Below are 17,118 nucleotides of genomic sequence, written 5' to 3'. Positions count from 1 at the left end.
ATAATCAAATGATAAAATTTTTTAAACTTCCTTTAATTTTCACTCTTAGTGTATTCGTAGTATTTTCAGCTACCGCAGAAATAGCACCAACGGGCCTAACAGAAACAACTAACTTAGTGATGGCAGGTAAGAAATACGTCACCTTACTTGGAAATCAGGTTAATTTAGGCGAAGACGCGCCAAATTTTAAAGTGGTTAACGAATCTTTTTCACCTATTACGCTCGACGAGTTTAAAAATAAGCATGTGTTAATTTCGGTGGTACCCAGTTTAGACACCGGAGTTTGCTCAATTCAAACTAAGCGTTTTAATGAAGAGGTTGCTAATTTACCAGACGATGTTGTCATGCTAACGATTAGCAATGATCTACCGTTCGCTCAAAAACGTTTTTGTAAAACAGAGAAGGTCGACAGTATCAAAGTTTTATCTGATGCCGTTTGGCGAGATTTCGGCCAAAAATATGGTTTGCTAATTAAAGATATGGGCTTATTGACCCGCGCTATATTTATTATTAGTGCCGACGGAAAAGTTTCTTATAAAGAGTTAGTCGCCAAGCTGTCTCAACACCCTGATTATGATGCAGCATTAATTAAGCTAAAATCATTAGCCCAGGTAAATAAACCAGTAAACAAAGCACAATCCTCTCTCTAAAATAGCGCATTTGAAAGTTGAAAGAATAAAACTGGCCGATACGTTAGTTTTATTCTTTTAGACAAAAGCTAGCAATATCAATTAATTGATTAAAAAATAAAAATTTAAATATAATTAATTTAAATTTACTCTTGAAAATAAGGCCATCAATCCCATCTTTATAATTGTAGTCGCCGATAGGGTCTACAACAACAGCCTGTTCAATATTGAAAGGCACAATTAAACTCTGAAAATATTAGATTTCAGATGAATAATTCGCAGCATAAGCTGGTATTAGCATCAGAAATATATTTGATGAGACAACATATTGCTTAACTTAAATTAGGATATGAATTATGCGTACATCTACAGATTTTAGCCCACTTTACCGCTCATTTATCGGATTTGATCACTTAGCTGGTTTAATTGATAAAGCCTCAAGAGCAGACAAACAATCATCTTACCCTCCGTACAACGTTGAATTATTGGCGGAAGATAGATACCGAGTAACCATGGCAATAGCCGGTTTTGCGGAAGAAGAATTAGACATTGAATCAAAGCAAAATACCTTAATAGTTACGGGTACTAAAGCCGGTAACGTCGATAAAACAGAACGTAAATTTTTACACCAAGGTATAGCAGAGCGTAACTTTGAGCGTAAATTTCAACTAGGCGATCACGTAAAAGTTATCGGCGCCTTTATGGAACACGGTCTATTACATATAGATTTAGAGAGAGAAATACCAGAGGCGTTAAAGCCAAGAAAAATTGCAATTAACGGCAAAAGTTTATTACAACAAAGCAACTCAGAGGTAGGAAGTTAACCTCTATTTCTAACTAGTTTCTCCCTTATGTTTTTTGCCCAGTCCTTTGATTGGGCTTTTTTGAGTCTTATGTAAAATTTTTCAATATTCTATAAAACAGTTTCCCTTCCTCCCAAATATTATCTATTCACTAATATTAAAATTGCGATTATAGTATTAATACATCTGAGCTAATGTATGAAAATAAAATAAAAGGACTTACCACTAACTAATGAATTTCGCATACAAGGCTATATTCGAACTCATAATTATAATATTGTTATTTAATAGCAAAGTTTTTGCTGTGGAAATAAACATTGTGACAGAGCATCTGGCCCCTTTTCAAATTGTCACTGAAGAATCTATCAATGGTTTATCAACTGAAATTATTACCGCTGCATTGCATGAGTCTCAAATCAATTACAGTCTAGAAGCACATCCTTGGTCACACTCATACAATAGAGCATTACACGTGGCAAACACTTGTATATATTCTTTAGCCTATATTCCTGAACGCAAAGAAAAATTTCAATGGGTAGGACATATCACTACCAGTAGCATCTCACTTTATGCGTTAAGTAAAAATGCTATTGCGATTAAAAATATAGAGCAAGCTAAAAATTACAGAATTGCTGTGATAAAAGACGATGTGACACACCATTTTTTAATGTCGAAAGGCTTTGTCGAGAATAAAAACCTCTACGTAATGAACAATTACGACTCTTTACTCAAATTACTTGAAATACCTAACCGTCAAATTGATTTAATTGTTCTCAATGATGATCTTCTGAAAAACAGGGTACAAAATTCAGCAGAAACCCAAAAATATAAAGCTGTATTTATGCTAGAAGAGCTCACACTAGACTTTCGCTTTGCCTGCAGTTTAAATACCGATAAAACCATTGTGAATTCGTTGAAAAAAGCAATGGATAAAATGGAGCGTCAAGGCGTCAATTCAGCCATCAGGAAAAAGTGGCAACGGCAAATGGTTAGCTTAATTGAGCTGAATTAGTATTTTAACAAATGAATAAAACAGCACGAAAAGTTAATTCTCGTGCTCGTTAAAATAAAAACCATTTATTTTTTCATCACATCCAATAAAGCGTGAACAGTTGCTTCAACACCAGACTTAATTGCTGGCTCAGGCGTAATTTTAAATTGTGGACTGTGATGACTTGGTACTTGTGCACCGCCTGCAGCCGCACGTTCAAAGTCAGCTTTTGGCGTACCCCCCACCTTAAAATAAACACTTGGAATATAAGGTTTACTGGTGAAGAAACCAAAATCTTCCGCGCCCATGCCGGTTTCTGAAGGCTCTAACAGGGCATCACTGCCCATTGCCTCACTCAACACTCCTTTTAAGCGCTTAGCGAGCTTTTGATCGTTAAAGGTTGGCGGAAAAGAAAACTCACTAACAACCACTTCTGGTAGCTTGTCTTCCGGCATTCCTGCAGTACGCGCTGTACCTATAGCAATGCGCTTAATAGCTGATAAAAGCTGGTCGCGTACTTCAGGTGTTAAGCTGCGTACAGTAAGTTGTAGCTTAGCTTCCTCAGAAATAATATTGTGCTTAGTGCCAGCATGAAAAGCACCAACCGTGATAACACCAGCATCGCGTGGCGCTAATTCACGGCTAATAATTGTTTGCAAATTATTGACAATTTGCGCGCCGATCACGATAGGATCCTTCCCTTGATGCGGCGATGCACCATGAGCACCAATGCCATGAACGGTTATATCAACCGTATCAGCACCTGCATATGGCGAACCTTCATCAACAATAACTCTCCCCGCTTCCGCGTTTGCACTAACATGAAAAGCAAAAGCGTAATCCGGCTTACCAAAGCGTTGCCATAAATTATCAGCCATCATTGCTGATGCTCCAGGGCCCTTCTCTTCTGCAGGCTGGCCTATTAACATCAAAGTACCCGACCATTTATCCTTATTGGCAGCCATATAACGAGCGGTTCCGACTAAGCTCGTAATATGAACATCATGACCACAAGCATGCATCACACCGACTGTATTACCATTCCAGTCTTCCATTTTTACTTTTGAAGCATTTGCTAAACCTGACTGCTCTACAACAGGCAAACCATCCATATCGGCACGCACCATTACCATGGGACCTTCACCATTTTTCATTAACGCCACAATGCCTGTACCGCCAACCTTTTCTGTTACTTCAAAGCCAACTATGCGCAGTTCTTTTGCCAAACGCTTTGCAGTGTTAATCTCCATTAACGAAAGTTCAGGATTTCGATGAAAATGATCCCACAACGGTGCTAAATGCTGTTGGTAATCTTTAGCAATATAGCTTGCTGTTTTATTTTCAAAAGCAAAAACGTTGGGCATAGATAACAAGCCTAGGGCCAATGTTGTTGCGATCAAGGCTGAAAGAGGTTTTCGATTCATTTTTATGACTCCATTTGACCCAAACTAAACGATGAACAATCAAAACATAAGGGCTTAATTAGTTATTATTTTACTAAGTTACTGTACCTAGGCTATTCTTTAATGTCTTGCTATTTTCGATATAGTGTATAATTTTAAAGACATCTCTTGGTAATCTATCTATCAGTAGTTGTTTGGTTTTTAGTGGATAAGTGTCGAATAAAAAACCATTAAGCAGGCGCTTAAATAACCATCAAAATGAGTGCAGAACCACCTATCTGTACGGCACACATACAAAATCAAATATTACCTGTTTATTTATTGATTTATGAAACTCGGGTGTAAGATTTTTTTATCAACATATTAAGACTAATTTATCATCGGCAATTTAACATGAGGCAGGATCAATAGACTTATACGATTTTTGTCAAACTTTTACTGACATTAAAGTTTTTAATGTGCTAAAAAAGTCTAACAAAAAAGAAAATTTAAATTCATTGATTAAGTGAAAACAAAGCTATCGAGTAACTCACGGTTTTAATGTTAATTAGATAATAATTTAAGCACCAAATAATGATAATAAAAAAGGTCAATCATGGATATTAATTTAGCCTCTAAACGCGCTTTGGTCTGCGGAAGTAGCCAAGGTATTGGTCGAGCATGCGCGTTGGAACTTGCCAACTTAGGCGCTAGCGTTACTTTATTTTCACGCAATCAAGAAAAACTTACAGCAGTTCAACAAGAACTTTGCACCGCTCAAGAACAAAATCATCAAACTCTCATTGCTGATTTCTCAAACCCCGAGCAAGTTAACCAAGTAATTATTGCTGATATTGCTAAAAATGGTGGTTATGATATTTTAATCAATAACACCGGAGGTCCCACTCCAGGCCTCGCTAGTACAAGTAATGTAAAGGCTTTCATCGATGCTTTTAATTTGCACCTTGTGACTAATCACCATTTAGTACAAGCACTTTTACCCGCAATGAAAAAAAATCAATTCGGTAGGATCATTAATGTTATTTCCACGTCAGTTAAACAGCCAATTCCTGGTTTAGGTGTATCAAATACGATACGTGGTGCAGTGGCAAGCTGGGCAAAGACCTTAGCGAACGAGTTGGGCCCGCATGGCATCACTGTTAACAATGTATTACCCGGTGCAACAGCAACTGCCAGGTTGGATGCCATCATTGCAGGCAAAGCCAAAAAGCAAGATATATCAATCGAACAGGCAACAATCAATGAAAAAGCTCAAATTCCAATGCGCCGTTTTGCAGCGCCAGAAGAGTTTGCTGCTGCTACTGCGTTTTTAGCGTCACCGGCAGCAGGCTATATTACCGGTATTAATTTACCTGTTGATGGCGGTCGTACAAGCTGTTTATAAAGAGATTATATTGATGTCGTTAAAAAAATTATCAGAGCTAAAGACGACATTGAATTACGGTCTGTAATAGAAAAGGTGCTTTTTTAACGTTTAAACCCATATAGTGAATTGTAATTAAGCACCTTTTACTGGTTAAGTTTGGTGCTTAATTTAAATCTGCATATCTAAGTTATGTAATTATTGGGCTAGTGCTCTAACACAAACAATAGCTCGGCTAAATCAGGCTGCCATTGAAATTCCTTTAGTTTCACCCGCACACCAATAACGACGACTTGCTCATCCTGTAGTAAATTTTTCTGTCGTTCAAAATTCTCACTCCCTAATGGAAATGAAATTTTCCCTTGCGAGTTTAACACTCGATACCAAGGTACACTTTGCCCACGCCAGCCTTCTTTGGGTGCAGTTCCTAGAGCTTTACCTACAAGTCTTGCTCTACCCGGCAAACCAGCAAGGTCGGCAATTTGTCCATAGCTCGCTATTTTCCCAACAGGAATGGCCTGCACAGTTTGCCATATTTTTGAATGCTTTGGGTTTACTGGAGATTTAGTTTTTGTCACTGTCATCTTGAACTCAGTGTGAGTATTGTTTTATTTAGTTAGCCAGAGAAAGTACCGCACGTTAACCTACCAAGGTAATACTTCACCATTAGAGTGTCTAAATACGCCACTTTCGTTAAGGTTAAGTTGATTTATCAATTTAACCAGTCTTAGTGCTGACTCACTAGCACTAATATCACCAGCGTAATTAACCATATCGGTCTGGACATAGCCTGGATGATATATACCTACAGCAACTTCTTTGTTAGCAAGATCATGCGTCAAAGACATTGCTGCTGCATTAAGAGCTGCTTTTGACATTCTATAGCCATATCGCCCGCCTGAGCTATTATCGGTAATAGAGCCCATTCGAGAGGTTATAAGCGCAATTTTTGCACCTTGTTGTAATTGCTTTTGTAAGTTAGCCACAATATTTAATGGCGCAAGAGCATTCACTTCAAATTGCTCACGTATAGTATCAAGGTTTAAATTATTTAGGTTCTCATCTCGTAAAATGCCTGCATTACAAACTAAAACATCAACGCTAACGTTTACTAAGGCTTTCGCCATATTCTTAACGCCTAATTCAGTTGCGACATCAACCTGTTCGATCACGTTTACCCGTAAAGCATTCAGTTCATCTGAAGTTTGACGGCAAAGTGCAAAAACATTATCGCCCTGGGCTTTAAAACTTTTCACCATAGCTAAACCAATACCACGGTTGGCCCCCGTAATGACAATATTGTTGTTCATATAAATATCTCCAAAATTAGTTTTATTGCCTGCAGTTAAAACTAAAAAACCACTTCAATGAAGTGGTTTTTTTAACAAGACTAATAAAAGAGTTTACAAGGCTAAAACCTTATTCACCACATTTACCTTCGCCACATTTGCCTTTTTTAGCTTTTTTCTTACCTTCGCCGCATTTGCCTTCGCCACACTTACCTTTGGCTTTAGCTTTTGACTCACCACATTTACCTTCGCCGCACTTACCTTTGGCTTTAGCTTTCATTTTGCTTTCGCCACATTTTCCTTCGCCGCACTTACCTTTGGCTTTAGCTTTTGACTCACCACATTTGCCTTCGCCGCACTTACCTTTGGCTTTAGCTTTCATTTTGCTCTCGCCACATTTGCCTTCGCCACATTTGCCTTTCTTGTGATCATCAGCAGCGACAATAGTCATAACTTCTTGTGTAGCAAAAGGGTTAACTTCAGCTTTTGCAGGCGTAGTTACCGCAACAGTTAATGCAAATAAGCCTAATAAAGCAGCAATAGAAGATTTTTTGATTAATTTCATTATGTTTTCCTTTTAATATTTCAATTTGACACTACATCTAATAAGTATAGCTACTTACAAAGACCATAGACGGTGTAATTAAATTTCAAACGTTGTAAAATTTGTTGAATAAACTAGTAGAAAACAACTTTACAACTAAAAGAGCCTAGCTTTATCTTCATGAAACCTCAAGTAAAAAAAATCATATTAGCACCGATGGAAGGCGTCGCAGATGAGCTTATGCGTCAATTATTAACTTCATTAAATGATTATGACTTTTGCATTACCGAATTTGTTCGTATCGTTGACGCACTGCTACCTAAACATGTTTTTCAAAGAGTATGTCCTGAACTAAATAATGGTTGCAGAACAAAAAGCGGAACACCTTTACGTATGCAGCTACTTGGTCAAGAGCCAGTATGGATGGCTGAAAATGCCGTCAGAGCAATAGAAATGGGTTCTCACGGTATTGATATCAATTTTGGCTGCCCAGCTAAAGCCGTTAATAAAAGTAAGGGCGGTGCTGTTTTACTCAATGAGCCTGAAAAAATTTACCAAATAATTAGTAGCATTCGATCAGCCATTGATAGTGACGATACCTTGTCTGCCAAAATTAGGCTAGGCTTTACCGATGCATCAAAGTTAGATGAAATAGTAAGTGCAGTGACGTCTGCGAATGCAAATCAACTAACCATTCATGCGCGCACAAAACAAGATGGCTACCGACCCCCTGCTTATTGGCACTTTATCGCAGAAATAAAAGACAAATACGATATTGAAATATTTGCCAATGGTGAAATATGGAATAGAGAAGATGCACATAATTGTATTGCACAAAGTAAAACACATAATTTGATGATAGGTCGAGGCGCACTAGCAATGCCGAACTTAGCTAATGTAATTAGATCAAATGAAACTCCTATGCCTTGGCTCGAGCTCAGTTCGTTGTTAAAACGCTATAGCGATTTAGAGTTACAAGGCGATAAAAGTTACTATTTTTCAAGTCGTTTAAAGCAATGGTTGCGTTATTTAAAACTGCAATACCCGCAAGCAAATACACTTTTTAATGCCATTAAGATATTAAAAAATAAAGAAGAGATACTCCAACAAATTGATATAGTAGCAAGTACCCAGTAAGCCAATGATTTTAAATCCATTTACTACCATCTTTCTTTTTATCGATAGAGGCATAATGTAGAGAAAATTATTATTAGGCAAGCGAAGATTTTTACTAAACAACAAGGTAAGATAATTGTTAACAGAGTAATTAATTTTAACTTAGATAAGAAGCGACAATAGTGAATAACGGTTCAGAGTTAAGAGCACGATATAATGATGTAAATCGTGGCGTATATTTTATAGGTACAACACCACCTAAAAGTGACACCCCTATTGAAAAAGTTTCGGCAATCGCTGACAAACTGCTTGAGCGTGTGAGTGACATCGACTTTGATGGCTTAATTGTTTATGACATTCAAGATGAGAACTCTCGAACATCAATACCACGACCTTTTCCATTTAAATCGACTCACGATCCTAGACATTACGCTTCACTATTAAAACAAAAGTCAACTCGACCAGTTATTACTTATAAGAGCGTTGCACAGTCTAGTAATTTAGATTTTAATACGTGGGCCAATGAGGCTTGGCATGAATACGGGGTACGCGACATTGTTCTGGTTGGCAGCCCATCGCAACGCAACAACGTCAGCCTTCCTTTAGGTGAAGCTTATAAAACTTTAGTTGCTAATGAAAATGACTTTTTTATTGGTGGAATTACGATTGCTGAGCGCCATGCAACGAAGGGTAACGAGCACACCAAGCTATTTGAAAAACACCAGCAAGGTTGCGACTTTTTTATCTCTCAAGCAATTTATAATGCTCAAGCTACTATCGACATGCTAACTCGATACGCCATTGAGTGCCAACAACAAGGCTTAAAACCACAACGTATTATTTTGACCTTCTCACCTTGTGGCAGCGAAAAAACTCTAGAGTTTATCGAATGGCTTGGAGTCAGTGTGCCTGAAGCAACTAGTTTACGTATTTTAAATGCTAAAAACCCCTTGTATGAGTCGATTCGAATTTGTAGTAATACCTTAGTGCAGATACTCGATGCGGTATTGCCATACGATTTACCATTGGGTTTGAATATTGAAAGCTTAACTAACCGTAAAGAAGAAATTGATGGTTCGATATTACTTTATAAACTATTACGCTCAACTATGGACAATTATTTGGCGAAAAAAGAGCTAAGTGCTCTTAACGTGGTTTAATAAATCATTTAACTTGCCTTAAATAGCAACTATGTTTTAAGGTAATAAGTCGTTAAAAGTCATAGTTAGTGTAATGTTTCAAAAGGAAAATATATGTCGGGTACTGCAATGGTTGTAGCAATTGTTTTTATATCTGTTGGCTTTGGCGTTATGTATGACATGTATAAAAAACACTTAGAATTTAAAGAGCGTACGCTTAGTCATAGCAGCCAAAGTGACGAGCAAGCTATTAGTACAAGAAAGCAAGTTAAAGCGCTTGAAGAACGAGTACAAGTGTTAGAAAAAATTGTTACTGATGAAGGCTACAACGTACAAAAAGAAATTAATAAACTTTAGCATTATTAATAACCTCACAAGAGGTCACTGAGGTTTACTATGAAGCTGATTATGAGAAGTGAGTTTGATAACTTGCGAAAAAACCCTCTGCATAGCTATGAAAGTGATGTAAATGGTGAAAAGCAAGTTATAAAAATATTTCGAGATGGTGAGCTTATCGCTAAAAAAATCACCTTAAAAAAGTCTACCCGCTATTTTGGTGCTCATGGCTATCAAGAGTACTTTACTGATGATCTTTGCTAGCCTATCAACTTGACTTATAACAAATAGCTATCGATTCCTTGGGTATTTTACTTAATGTGGACATTATCTTCTTCAAACATAATTACAATACTTAACAATGACTAATCGTCAAATGGATCAGTTAAAGACGCTAGGGTTTTCCCGTGCGGAATCGGCTGCTTTGTTTTAGGATCAACTTGTACGAAAACAATATCGTCTGCTAAACAAATAGTTTTTTTAGTCGCTTTATTACGCATTACACAAGTAATAGTAATTGAACTACGCCCAACAGCTTTAGTAGATAAACCAAATTCAACAACATCACCTTGTTGCGCTGGTGATTCAAAGTTAATTGCGCCTATGTGCTTTGTCACTAAGCAGTTTGTTTCAAGTTGACAGATAGCGTAAATCGCCGCTTCTTCATCAATCCATGCCAATGCCCGGCCGCCAAATAGAGAGTTTGCATAGTTTAAATCATTAGGTAAAATTAACCGACGAGAAAGAAATCGCATAAGTGTCCTTGAGTTACGAAAAACACGAACCAGTAATGAATAAACTAGCCCATGACTTTATGTTATATCTGTGATTTGATTTAGCTCTTATAGCTTTTCTTCGCATTGATTATATCAGTGACTAGCGCTAAGCCTGATTTTTCACTTTTAGGTAGTTCAACGTCAGTTGTTGCCAGCGCATGAGTTCTATTGCCCCATTTAACAACATGAGCACTCCATGTTAAACCACCACCAAATGCGGGTAGTAGCACATATGAGTCTTTAGCAATAAAGTTTTCTTCGATAGCTTCAACAAAAGCAACTAAAGTCGTTGCTGCTGACATATTGCCATATTTGTGAATGTTAACAAAAACTTTTTCTTTATCCACTTTTAAACGTTTAACTAAGGTATCAATAATTCGTAAATTGGCTTGATGCGGCACAACACTGTTAATTTGCTCAGCACTTAACTCAGCTTTTACTAATGCCTTATCACAAGCTTGTGCCATGCCAGCAACAGCCTTTTTAAATATTTCTTGACCTAAAAAAGCCCAATTAGATTGGCCAAGCACCCGCCCTTTATTTGCATACTTCATACCCCAGCCTTCAACAGATAATATATCTCGAGATTCACCATAACACCCTAAAGCTTCAGTAATTACACCTGACTCGTTATCACTTTGCTCAAGATAAAGCGCTGCTGAACCATCACCAAACAGCACGGCTACGTCTCTATTCTCCCAATCCATAATAGGAGAAATTGTTTCAGCACCAATCACTAATGCTGTCTTAACAACGCCACTTTTAATCATAGAGGTGGCAACACTCAAACTATACATTCCACCAGTACAAGCGGTACTCACGTCCATACAAGCAGCGTTTTCAGCACCTAACAAACGTTGAACATTAGAAGCAGCATTAGGACAAAGTTCATCAAATGTGGTGCTTCCGAAAACAATTAAATCAACATCCTTAGCAGTTTTCCCAGCTGCAGCAAGTGCTCTAGCACAAGCAACATATGCCAGCTCGCTAACCGTAACATGAGAGATTCGTCTTTCCTTCATGCCTGTTCGACTGGTTATCCACTCATCATCTGTTTCAAGAAATGTGGCTAAATCATCATTACTTAATGTCGCTGGCGGTAAACATTTTCCCCAGCCGGTAATTGCTGCATATGTCATATTAAAACCTTTTTATCGCTACTACCTTGGCCGATAAAGTAACCAAAATAATATTTATTTAATATTTGCATCATACTATAAAAAGTATGCTTAAACCGCCAAAAAACATCACTTTTTGCCATCTTTGCGGCAAAAGTCAGCTAATTGTCATTTTACAAACACTTCTCTTAAACTCGAGGCAGTTGAACTTTGTTTAATTATTCGGCAGAGAGGTAAAGTCAACTTAATTAAGGCGAAAATGGTGAAATTGAGTCACCTAAATAAACTCTTAAGTAAGACGACCTTAGCCTCAGTCCACAGGTAATGGCTGCTTTTAACACCAACCGCATTAGAACGTCACTTATTTGGAACAATCAAACCTCATTCATTGTGCTTTACTAACATTAAAATCAGCCTATTGCTGAAAACAAAAACAACGCTCAACAGCCCTTAAATATTCTTAATTATTGCATCAAAACTTGTTCGCCAATTTTTATAATCAATAGGAATGGCCAGATATTCATTGTTTACATAAAGTATTAACGATGGAAAGCCATTAATAGGCATCGTCCTCACCTTATAAATTTCACTCATTAACTGCTCTTGAAGCAGCTCACTAGTCATTTTCTCAAAGAAGTCACTAATGTTTACACCAGCTTCCTCAGCCAATTCCTGCAAAGTTTCCTGCTCAGACGGATTTCTCGCCTGCAAATAATAACCCTGTTGTATTGCTATTAGCATTTCACGTTCTTTATTTTGCGCTCTGGCAATTAGTATTGCTCGACAAGCAGGATACGTTGAGCGCTTGGGCTGACATTTTTCCCAGAAATCGAAATTAAATTCAGTACCTAGCTGTTGCGATATTTTATGCCAAGTTCGTTGTAAAAATATTTTTAACTCTGCTGGCATTGGTTTCTCAGAGTCTTCAGCTAACCCTCCTAAGCAATAATGAATATCTACGAACCCAGTCAATTCACTTTGTAATTTATCCCAAGTAGCGTTATATCCCCAACACCAACTACACATAGGGTCATAAACGTAATATAACTTTGCTTTCATATAATGTTTCCTAGGTTGATCTAAGGCCTGTAAGACTTTTAAGCGTTAACACCTTTTAAAAAACAGCTTCGATAAATATTAGGTAATAAAAAGCCCAGTAAAACTGGGCTCATACATTTTATTGTCTTAATTAAAGCTTAAAACGGCATTTTCATCCCAGGAGGCATCTGCATACCGCCAGTTAGCGCCCCCATTTTATCTTTATTTTGCTCTTCAACACGGCGAACTGCATCATTCATAGCCGCAGCAATTAAGTCTTCCAACATGTCTTTGTCGTCTTCCATAAGGCTATCATCAATAGCAACACGACGAACATTATGGTTACCTGTCATGGTAACTTTAACCATACCTGCTCCTGACTCACCAGTCACTTCCATTGTAGCTAGCTCTTCTTGTGCTTTAGCCATTTTTGCTTGCATTTGTTGGGCTTGTTTCATTAAGTTGCCCATGCCACCTTTCATCATAATTTCCACTCCAAAAGTAATATGCCGCCAAAGATAGTAGTTAACGGCTAAAAATTCAAGTAACGATTAACGCGCTACAATAGTTTCTTGATCAAGCTCAGCTTGAAACTGTTCTTGTAATGCTATCACTATCTCATCTTTTGCTAGCACTTGCTTTGCATATTCATAGCGCTTGCTATTAATATCTGATTGAATTTGATAAGGATCAGCAACCGTTCTTTCAACAATATTAAGTTCAACCGTCACTTTTCGCTGTAAATACTCAGAAATGCGTTCACCCAACTGTTTATGAGCCGCATCACTATTTAAATGTTTTATTGACTGATCTAACTGCAAGATCAATAAGTCATCAGTAGATGCTTCATCAATTGTTGCATGTATCGCTAATTGCCGTAATCGTGCAATTAACGACATGCTATCGATCATATGTGCCCACCTATCGACTTGATTTGCTCTTTTAATAGTTGCGGGATCGATAATCTCTTCACTATAAGGTTGTTCGGGTAATGTGGCTATATCAGGAACATTTACCTTATTATTTATGATATCTTCTGACGTTGATGTCTGCGCACTAGTATTATTATCAACAATGTCCTCATCAACAATGCCTAATGATTGACGCATAGTTGCGTCATTAGACTTTTTTTCGCCATCCTCCAACGACTTCTTGCGACTTCTGAGCATATTACGCGTTGCAATCGCAGCTGCGACAGGAGACTCAAATGAAGCTTGCTGTATTTCCTTCGGCGCAGTGGCGTTGGACGTATTGCTATCTAATGCTAAAGGCGGATCTATTGTCGGCGACGCCACATCGGCATCATTAAGCGCACTAGCTTGCTGCTCAATTGCCAACATTTCATCGCTTAGAGCACCATTGTCAATATCTGTTACTGATAATTCGTTGCCTATTTGCACATTGTTATTATTTTCAGTATTTAGCTGCGTAATTTGTGTAACTATCTGTTCAGAAACAGAATCATGATTAACTACTTGTGCGGGAACTGATAGGCTACCGTTCTCTGTCAATAACGTATTTTCCGACAGGCCTGTCTGTTCAACCGTTGCTTCAGTTGCGTTGTCTTGATTAGGTTGCTGCTCATTAGAAATATCTTGTGTTTGAAAGTTAATATCTTCCAGTTGCTCAGCTATTTCATTTTTCTGTTGTGAAAAGCTGCCGTCACTCTCTGGTAGTTGTTGGCTATTAATTACGGGTTTAAATGCAAACAAACGCAGTAGCATCATATCAAACGCTGCTTGCTCATCATCAGCATAAGGTAAGTCTTTACGAGCATTTAAAACGATTTGGTAATAAAGTTGTACATCTTCTGCTGACATTAACTGACAAAATCTAGTAAGCATATTTTGATATTCAGCCGACAAACTAAAGTTTGTTTCAACAACTTGTGCCATAGCTACTTGGTGCAACAGCTGCAGCAGTTCAGCAGACAACCGACTGTAACTAGGCGCGTATGAGGCAATTTCTAATGATAGTTGCATCAAAGCAGCAGCGTCCTGTTTTAATAACGCTATAACAATCTTATAGACCCAGTCGCGGTCTACGCCACCCAACATTTGTTGAACATCGTTACGGCTAATCGCGCCATTACCTTGGGCAATACTTTGATCGGTTAAGCTTAAACAATCGCGCATACTGCCACGTGCGGCTTTCGCTAATAAGGCGATAGCGTCATCATCAAAGCTTACCGTTTCATTGGTTAGAATTTCACAAATTTTATCACTGATTTGTTTTACCGTTAACGCCTTAAGGTGAAACTGTAAACAACGAGATAGCACGGTAACAGGCAGTTTTTGTGGATCAGTAGTTGCTAAGATAAATTTAACGTGTTCGGGAGGTTCTTCTAATGTTTTAAGCAATGCATTAAAGCTGCTGCGCGACAGCATATGCACTTCATCTATTAAATAAACTTTATAGCGGCCACGAGTTGGTGCATATTGAACATTATCCAATATTTCACGAGTATCATCGACCTTTGTTCTAGATGCTGCATCTATTTCTAGTAAATCGACAAATTTACCTTGATCAATATCAACACAGGCATCACATGTGCCACAAGGCGTTGCGCTAACGCCTTGTTCACAGTTCAGGCTTTTAGCAAAAATTCTGGCAATTGTGGTTTTACCAACACCGCGAGTACCGGTAAACAAATAAGCATGATGCAGCCTTTGTTGAGTTAAAGCATTAACCAACACCGTAACCACATGCTCTTGTCCCATCAATTCATTAAAGGATTTTGGGCGCCATTTTCTTGCTAAAACCTGATAGCTCATTTTACAGCCTTAATCACCAGCATATTGCAGTAATGAGAATACAGACAAATCCATATTCGCGAGTTTGCTTTCTCCTCCTAAATCAGGTAGCGAGATTACAAATGCTGCATCAGTTACCTTAGCTCCTAAGCGTCGTATAAGCTTAGTTGTGGCTTCAATAGTGCCACCAGTCGCCAATAGATCGTCAATAATTAGAACATTATCATCTGCCGTTAGGGCATCTTGATGAATCTCCAAGGTATCTTGTCCATATTCAAGTAGATAATCTTGCGCATAAGTCGCTCTTGGCAACTTACCAGGCTTGCGCACGGGAACAAAGCCAAGACCCATAGCTAATGCAAGTGGTGCACCAAATAAAAAACCTCGTGCTTCAGTGCCAACGATCTTAGTAAAACCGCCGTCTTTAAATTTATTAGCTAAAATTTCAATTGTTAATTTGAAAGCTTCAGCATCATCCAATATACCTGTTACATCTCTAAAGAGTATGCCGGCCTTTGGATAATCTGGAATAGTGTGAATTGCTGTTTTAAGTGTATTAATTTGAATTTCAGTCATGTTCTAAAAGTTAAGATAAATTTTAGCTACAGAATAAAGCAATTTAAACAATATTTATAGTGACTGACGACGAGTATTTGGTTTTTGATAGCTTACAATCAAACTAAGCAAGTTTTCTTCCGCTGATGGGTTATCAACTAAGCGATTAAATAAGCCACTCTGGTATTCCAACTACACAGCACTTTGACCTTATGTAGTCATAAAAATGATGGACGTTAATGAGTAACAGCCGACCTGACGCAAACTCTTGATCAATTGAATACCATTCATAATCAGCATTAAATGGTCAATGATCAGTAAATCATAGCCCTCAATTTGTACTTTTCTGATGTCTCAAGTCCATTACAAGCGGTATCTGCATAATAGCCATATGCCGTTAACATTCCATTAAGGCTATCTAATACCGCTTCATTATTAACAACAACAAGGACCGTCATTTTCAGAATAGAGTACTTTCAGCCTAATTTGCCAATACGGTAAACCAGCCAGCAAGCATTGGTAATAATGGTACTGCAAACATAGCAAGCACTGCAGCAATTAAATGGCGCTTCGACGAGCTATCTTTAAAATTATCTTCTGACATAAGTAATGTTCCCACAATAAATTAACGGCAAGGATTGTAGACTAAAAACTCTAATCAGGATAGCTTTATTTGATCTAGATCAAACAAAATCACCGAGTGCTGAACCGGCCCCTTAGATAATGGTTACGTCTTTAAATTTAAATCAACAACCTATTTAACCTGAACTCGGGATAATGTTAATTAAAAACGCAACAATTTCGAAGTATTACGAAACATCAATCTACAATAGTGATATTTATGCTAGTTCAGGGCGTTTAAGTATGTCCAATAACGAGTTATCGGCAACTTGAACAACGTAGAAATAGACTTTAATAGCGTTGCAATAGCATTTTGCTGATCCCGAGTTCAGGTTACTTATTAACATAAAATTTTCTAAAAGATAAAAGTAACGACATCCATCATCAACATTTTATTTTTACCAAGGCGAGATGTGTATGAATAACGAGTTACATATCAAAACATTAATGCAGAAAATGGGATAAAAGAGCATGTTTCGCAAGTGCTGCTTATCCAAAGTTCAGATCATTTAATCTGTCCTCGAAATAATAATAGTGAAAAAATAATTACTTCAAGATATTACCGCGTGTCAATCTACGGTAGTGATATTTATGTCTAGTTCAAAATGTCTTAAGTATGCACAATAGCTTAAGACATTTTGATT

Annotated in this window: 19 protein-coding genes; 8 read left to right on the top strand and 11 right to left on the bottom strand. The window is 37.7% G+C overall.

Annotated elements, in window-relative coordinates:
- The first annotated feature begins 8 nt into the window (after positions 1-8).
- The 3 genes from tpx to B7C41_RS11940 all read left to right on the top strand — a co-directional run bounded on the left by tpx (position 9) and on the right by B7C41_RS11940 (position 2,444).
- Entirely contained in the window at positions 9-650 is a 642-nt protein-coding gene (gene tpx / locus B7C41_RS11950; RefSeq protein ID WP_085299465.1) for a thiol peroxidase, read from the top strand.
- Between the two features lie 335 nt (positions 651-985).
- Positions 986-1,453: an Hsp20 family protein gene (locus tag B7C41_RS11945; RefSeq protein ID WP_085299143.1), complete on the top strand. Its 468-nt coding sequence runs from the start codon at positions 986-988 to the stop codon at positions 1,451-1,453.
- A 298-nt stretch (positions 1,454-1,751) separates the two neighbouring features.
- Positions 1,752-2,444 (top strand): substrate-binding periplasmic protein, encoded by a 693-nt coding sequence (locus tag B7C41_RS11940; protein WP_158089126.1) that lies wholly within the window; start codon positions 1,752-1,754, stop codon positions 2,442-2,444.
- 65 nt (positions 2,445-2,509) lie between these two features.
- Here the strand turns inward: B7C41_RS11940 and B7C41_RS11935 are convergent, their stop codons facing one another.
- Positions 2,510-3,847 (bottom strand): amidohydrolase, encoded by a 1,338-nt coding sequence (locus B7C41_RS11935; RefSeq protein ID WP_085299141.1) that lies wholly within the window; start codon positions 3,845-3,847, stop codon positions 2,510-2,512.
- A gap of 574 nt (positions 3,848-4,421) precedes the next feature.
- Here B7C41_RS11935 and B7C41_RS11930 point away from each other — a divergent pair.
- Complete coding sequence (locus B7C41_RS11930) at positions 4,422-5,210, top strand: SDR family oxidoreductase (protein WP_085299140.1); 789 nt, start codon at positions 4,422-4,424, stop codon at positions 5,208-5,210.
- Between the two features lie 185 nt (positions 5,211-5,395).
- On the opposite strand, the gene B7C41_RS11925 is transcribed toward B7C41_RS11930, so the two are convergent.
- The 3 genes from B7C41_RS11925 to B7C41_RS11915 all read right to left on the bottom strand — a co-directional run bounded on the left by B7C41_RS11925 (position 5,396) and on the right by B7C41_RS11915 (position 7,043).
- The gene (locus B7C41_RS11925; protein WP_085299139.1) at positions 5,396-5,773 is read right to left on the bottom strand and encodes an MGMT family protein; all 378 of its coding nucleotides are present in this window, start codon (positions 5,771-5,773) and stop codon (positions 5,396-5,398) included.
- Positions 5,774-5,833: 60 nt separating this feature from the next.
- Complete coding sequence (locus tag B7C41_RS11920; RefSeq protein WP_085299138.1) at positions 5,834-6,499, bottom strand: SDR family oxidoreductase; 666 nt, start codon at positions 6,497-6,499, stop codon at positions 5,834-5,836.
- 109 nt (positions 6,500-6,608) lie between these two features.
- Positions 6,609-7,043, bottom strand: coding sequence for an HvfA family oxazolone/thioamide-modified RiPP metallophore (locus tag B7C41_RS11915; RefSeq protein WP_085299137.1), 435 nt, complete (start codon positions 7,041-7,043; stop codon positions 6,609-6,611).
- Positions 7,044-7,202: 159 nt separating this feature from the next.
- Between B7C41_RS11915 and B7C41_RS11910 the strand changes: the two genes are divergently transcribed.
- The 4 genes from B7C41_RS11910 (at position 7,203) to B7C41_RS11895 (ending at position 9,877) form a co-directional block, all read left to right on the top strand.
- Positions 7,203-8,159, top strand: coding sequence for a tRNA-dihydrouridine synthase (locus B7C41_RS11910; RefSeq protein ID WP_085299136.1), 957 nt, complete (start codon positions 7,203-7,205; stop codon positions 8,157-8,159).
- 161 nt (positions 8,160-8,320) lie between these two features.
- Entirely contained in the window at positions 8,321-9,298 is a 978-nt protein-coding gene (locus B7C41_RS11905; RefSeq protein WP_085299135.1) for a methylenetetrahydrofolate reductase, read from the top strand.
- Positions 9,299-9,391: 93 nt separating this feature from the next.
- Positions 9,392-9,634, top strand: a complete 243-nt coding sequence (locus B7C41_RS11900) for a hypothetical protein (protein WP_085299134.1) — start codon at positions 9,392-9,394, stop codon at positions 9,632-9,634.
- Between the two features lie 39 nt (positions 9,635-9,673).
- Positions 9,674-9,877, top strand: coding sequence for a hypothetical protein (locus B7C41_RS11895; RefSeq protein ID WP_085299133.1), 204 nt, complete (start codon positions 9,674-9,676; stop codon positions 9,875-9,877).
- A 101-nt stretch (positions 9,878-9,978) separates the two neighbouring features.
- Here the strand turns inward: B7C41_RS11895 and B7C41_RS11890 are convergent, their stop codons facing one another.
- The 7 genes from B7C41_RS11890 to B7C41_RS20525 form a co-directional block, all read right to left on the bottom strand.
- On the bottom strand, positions 9,979-10,368 hold the full coding sequence (locus B7C41_RS11890; protein ID WP_085299132.1) for an acyl-CoA thioesterase: 390 nt from the start codon (positions 10,366-10,368) through the stop codon (positions 9,979-9,981).
- 80 nt (positions 10,369-10,448) lie between these two features.
- Entirely contained in the window at positions 10,449-11,528 is a 1,080-nt protein-coding gene (locus B7C41_RS11885; RefSeq protein WP_085299131.1) for a ketoacyl-ACP synthase III, read from the bottom strand.
- Positions 11,529-11,957: 429 nt separating this feature from the next.
- Positions 11,958-12,566, bottom strand: coding sequence for a DsbA family protein (locus B7C41_RS11880; RefSeq protein WP_085299130.1), 609 nt, complete (start codon positions 12,564-12,566; stop codon positions 11,958-11,960).
- 137 nt (positions 12,567-12,703) lie between these two features.
- The gene (locus B7C41_RS11875) at positions 12,704-13,030 is read right to left on the bottom strand and encodes a YbaB/EbfC family nucleoid-associated protein (RefSeq protein ID WP_085299129.1); all 327 of its coding nucleotides are present in this window, start codon (positions 13,028-13,030) and stop codon (positions 12,704-12,706) included.
- Positions 13,031-13,096: 66 nt separating this feature from the next.
- A complete protein-coding gene (dnaX, locus tag B7C41_RS11870; RefSeq protein WP_085299128.1) occupies positions 13,097-15,319 on the bottom strand; it encodes a DNA polymerase III subunit gamma/tau in 2,223 nt (740 codons plus the stop codon).
- A 9-nt stretch (positions 15,320-15,328) separates the two neighbouring features.
- On the bottom strand, positions 15,329-15,874 hold the full coding sequence (gene apt / locus B7C41_RS11865; protein ID WP_085299127.1) for an adenine phosphoribosyltransferase: 546 nt from the start codon (positions 15,872-15,874) through the stop codon (positions 15,329-15,331).
- Between the two features lie 460 nt (positions 15,875-16,334).
- Positions 16,335-16,457 carry a hypothetical protein gene (locus B7C41_RS20525; RefSeq protein WP_268875402.1) on the bottom strand — a complete coding sequence of 41 codons (123 nt, stop codon included), beginning with the start codon at positions 16,455-16,457 and terminating at the stop codon, positions 16,335-16,337.
- Positions 16,458-17,118: the final 661 nt, after the last annotated feature.

This window comes from Cognaticolwellia mytili (assembly GCF_002104475.1).
Classification (GTDB): Bacteria; Pseudomonadota; Gammaproteobacteria; order Enterobacterales; family Alteromonadaceae; genus Cognaticolwellia; species Cognaticolwellia mytili.
The sequence above is the reverse complement of the archived record's forward strand: the minus strand, read 5'-3'. Positions and strand labels throughout refer to the sequence as shown.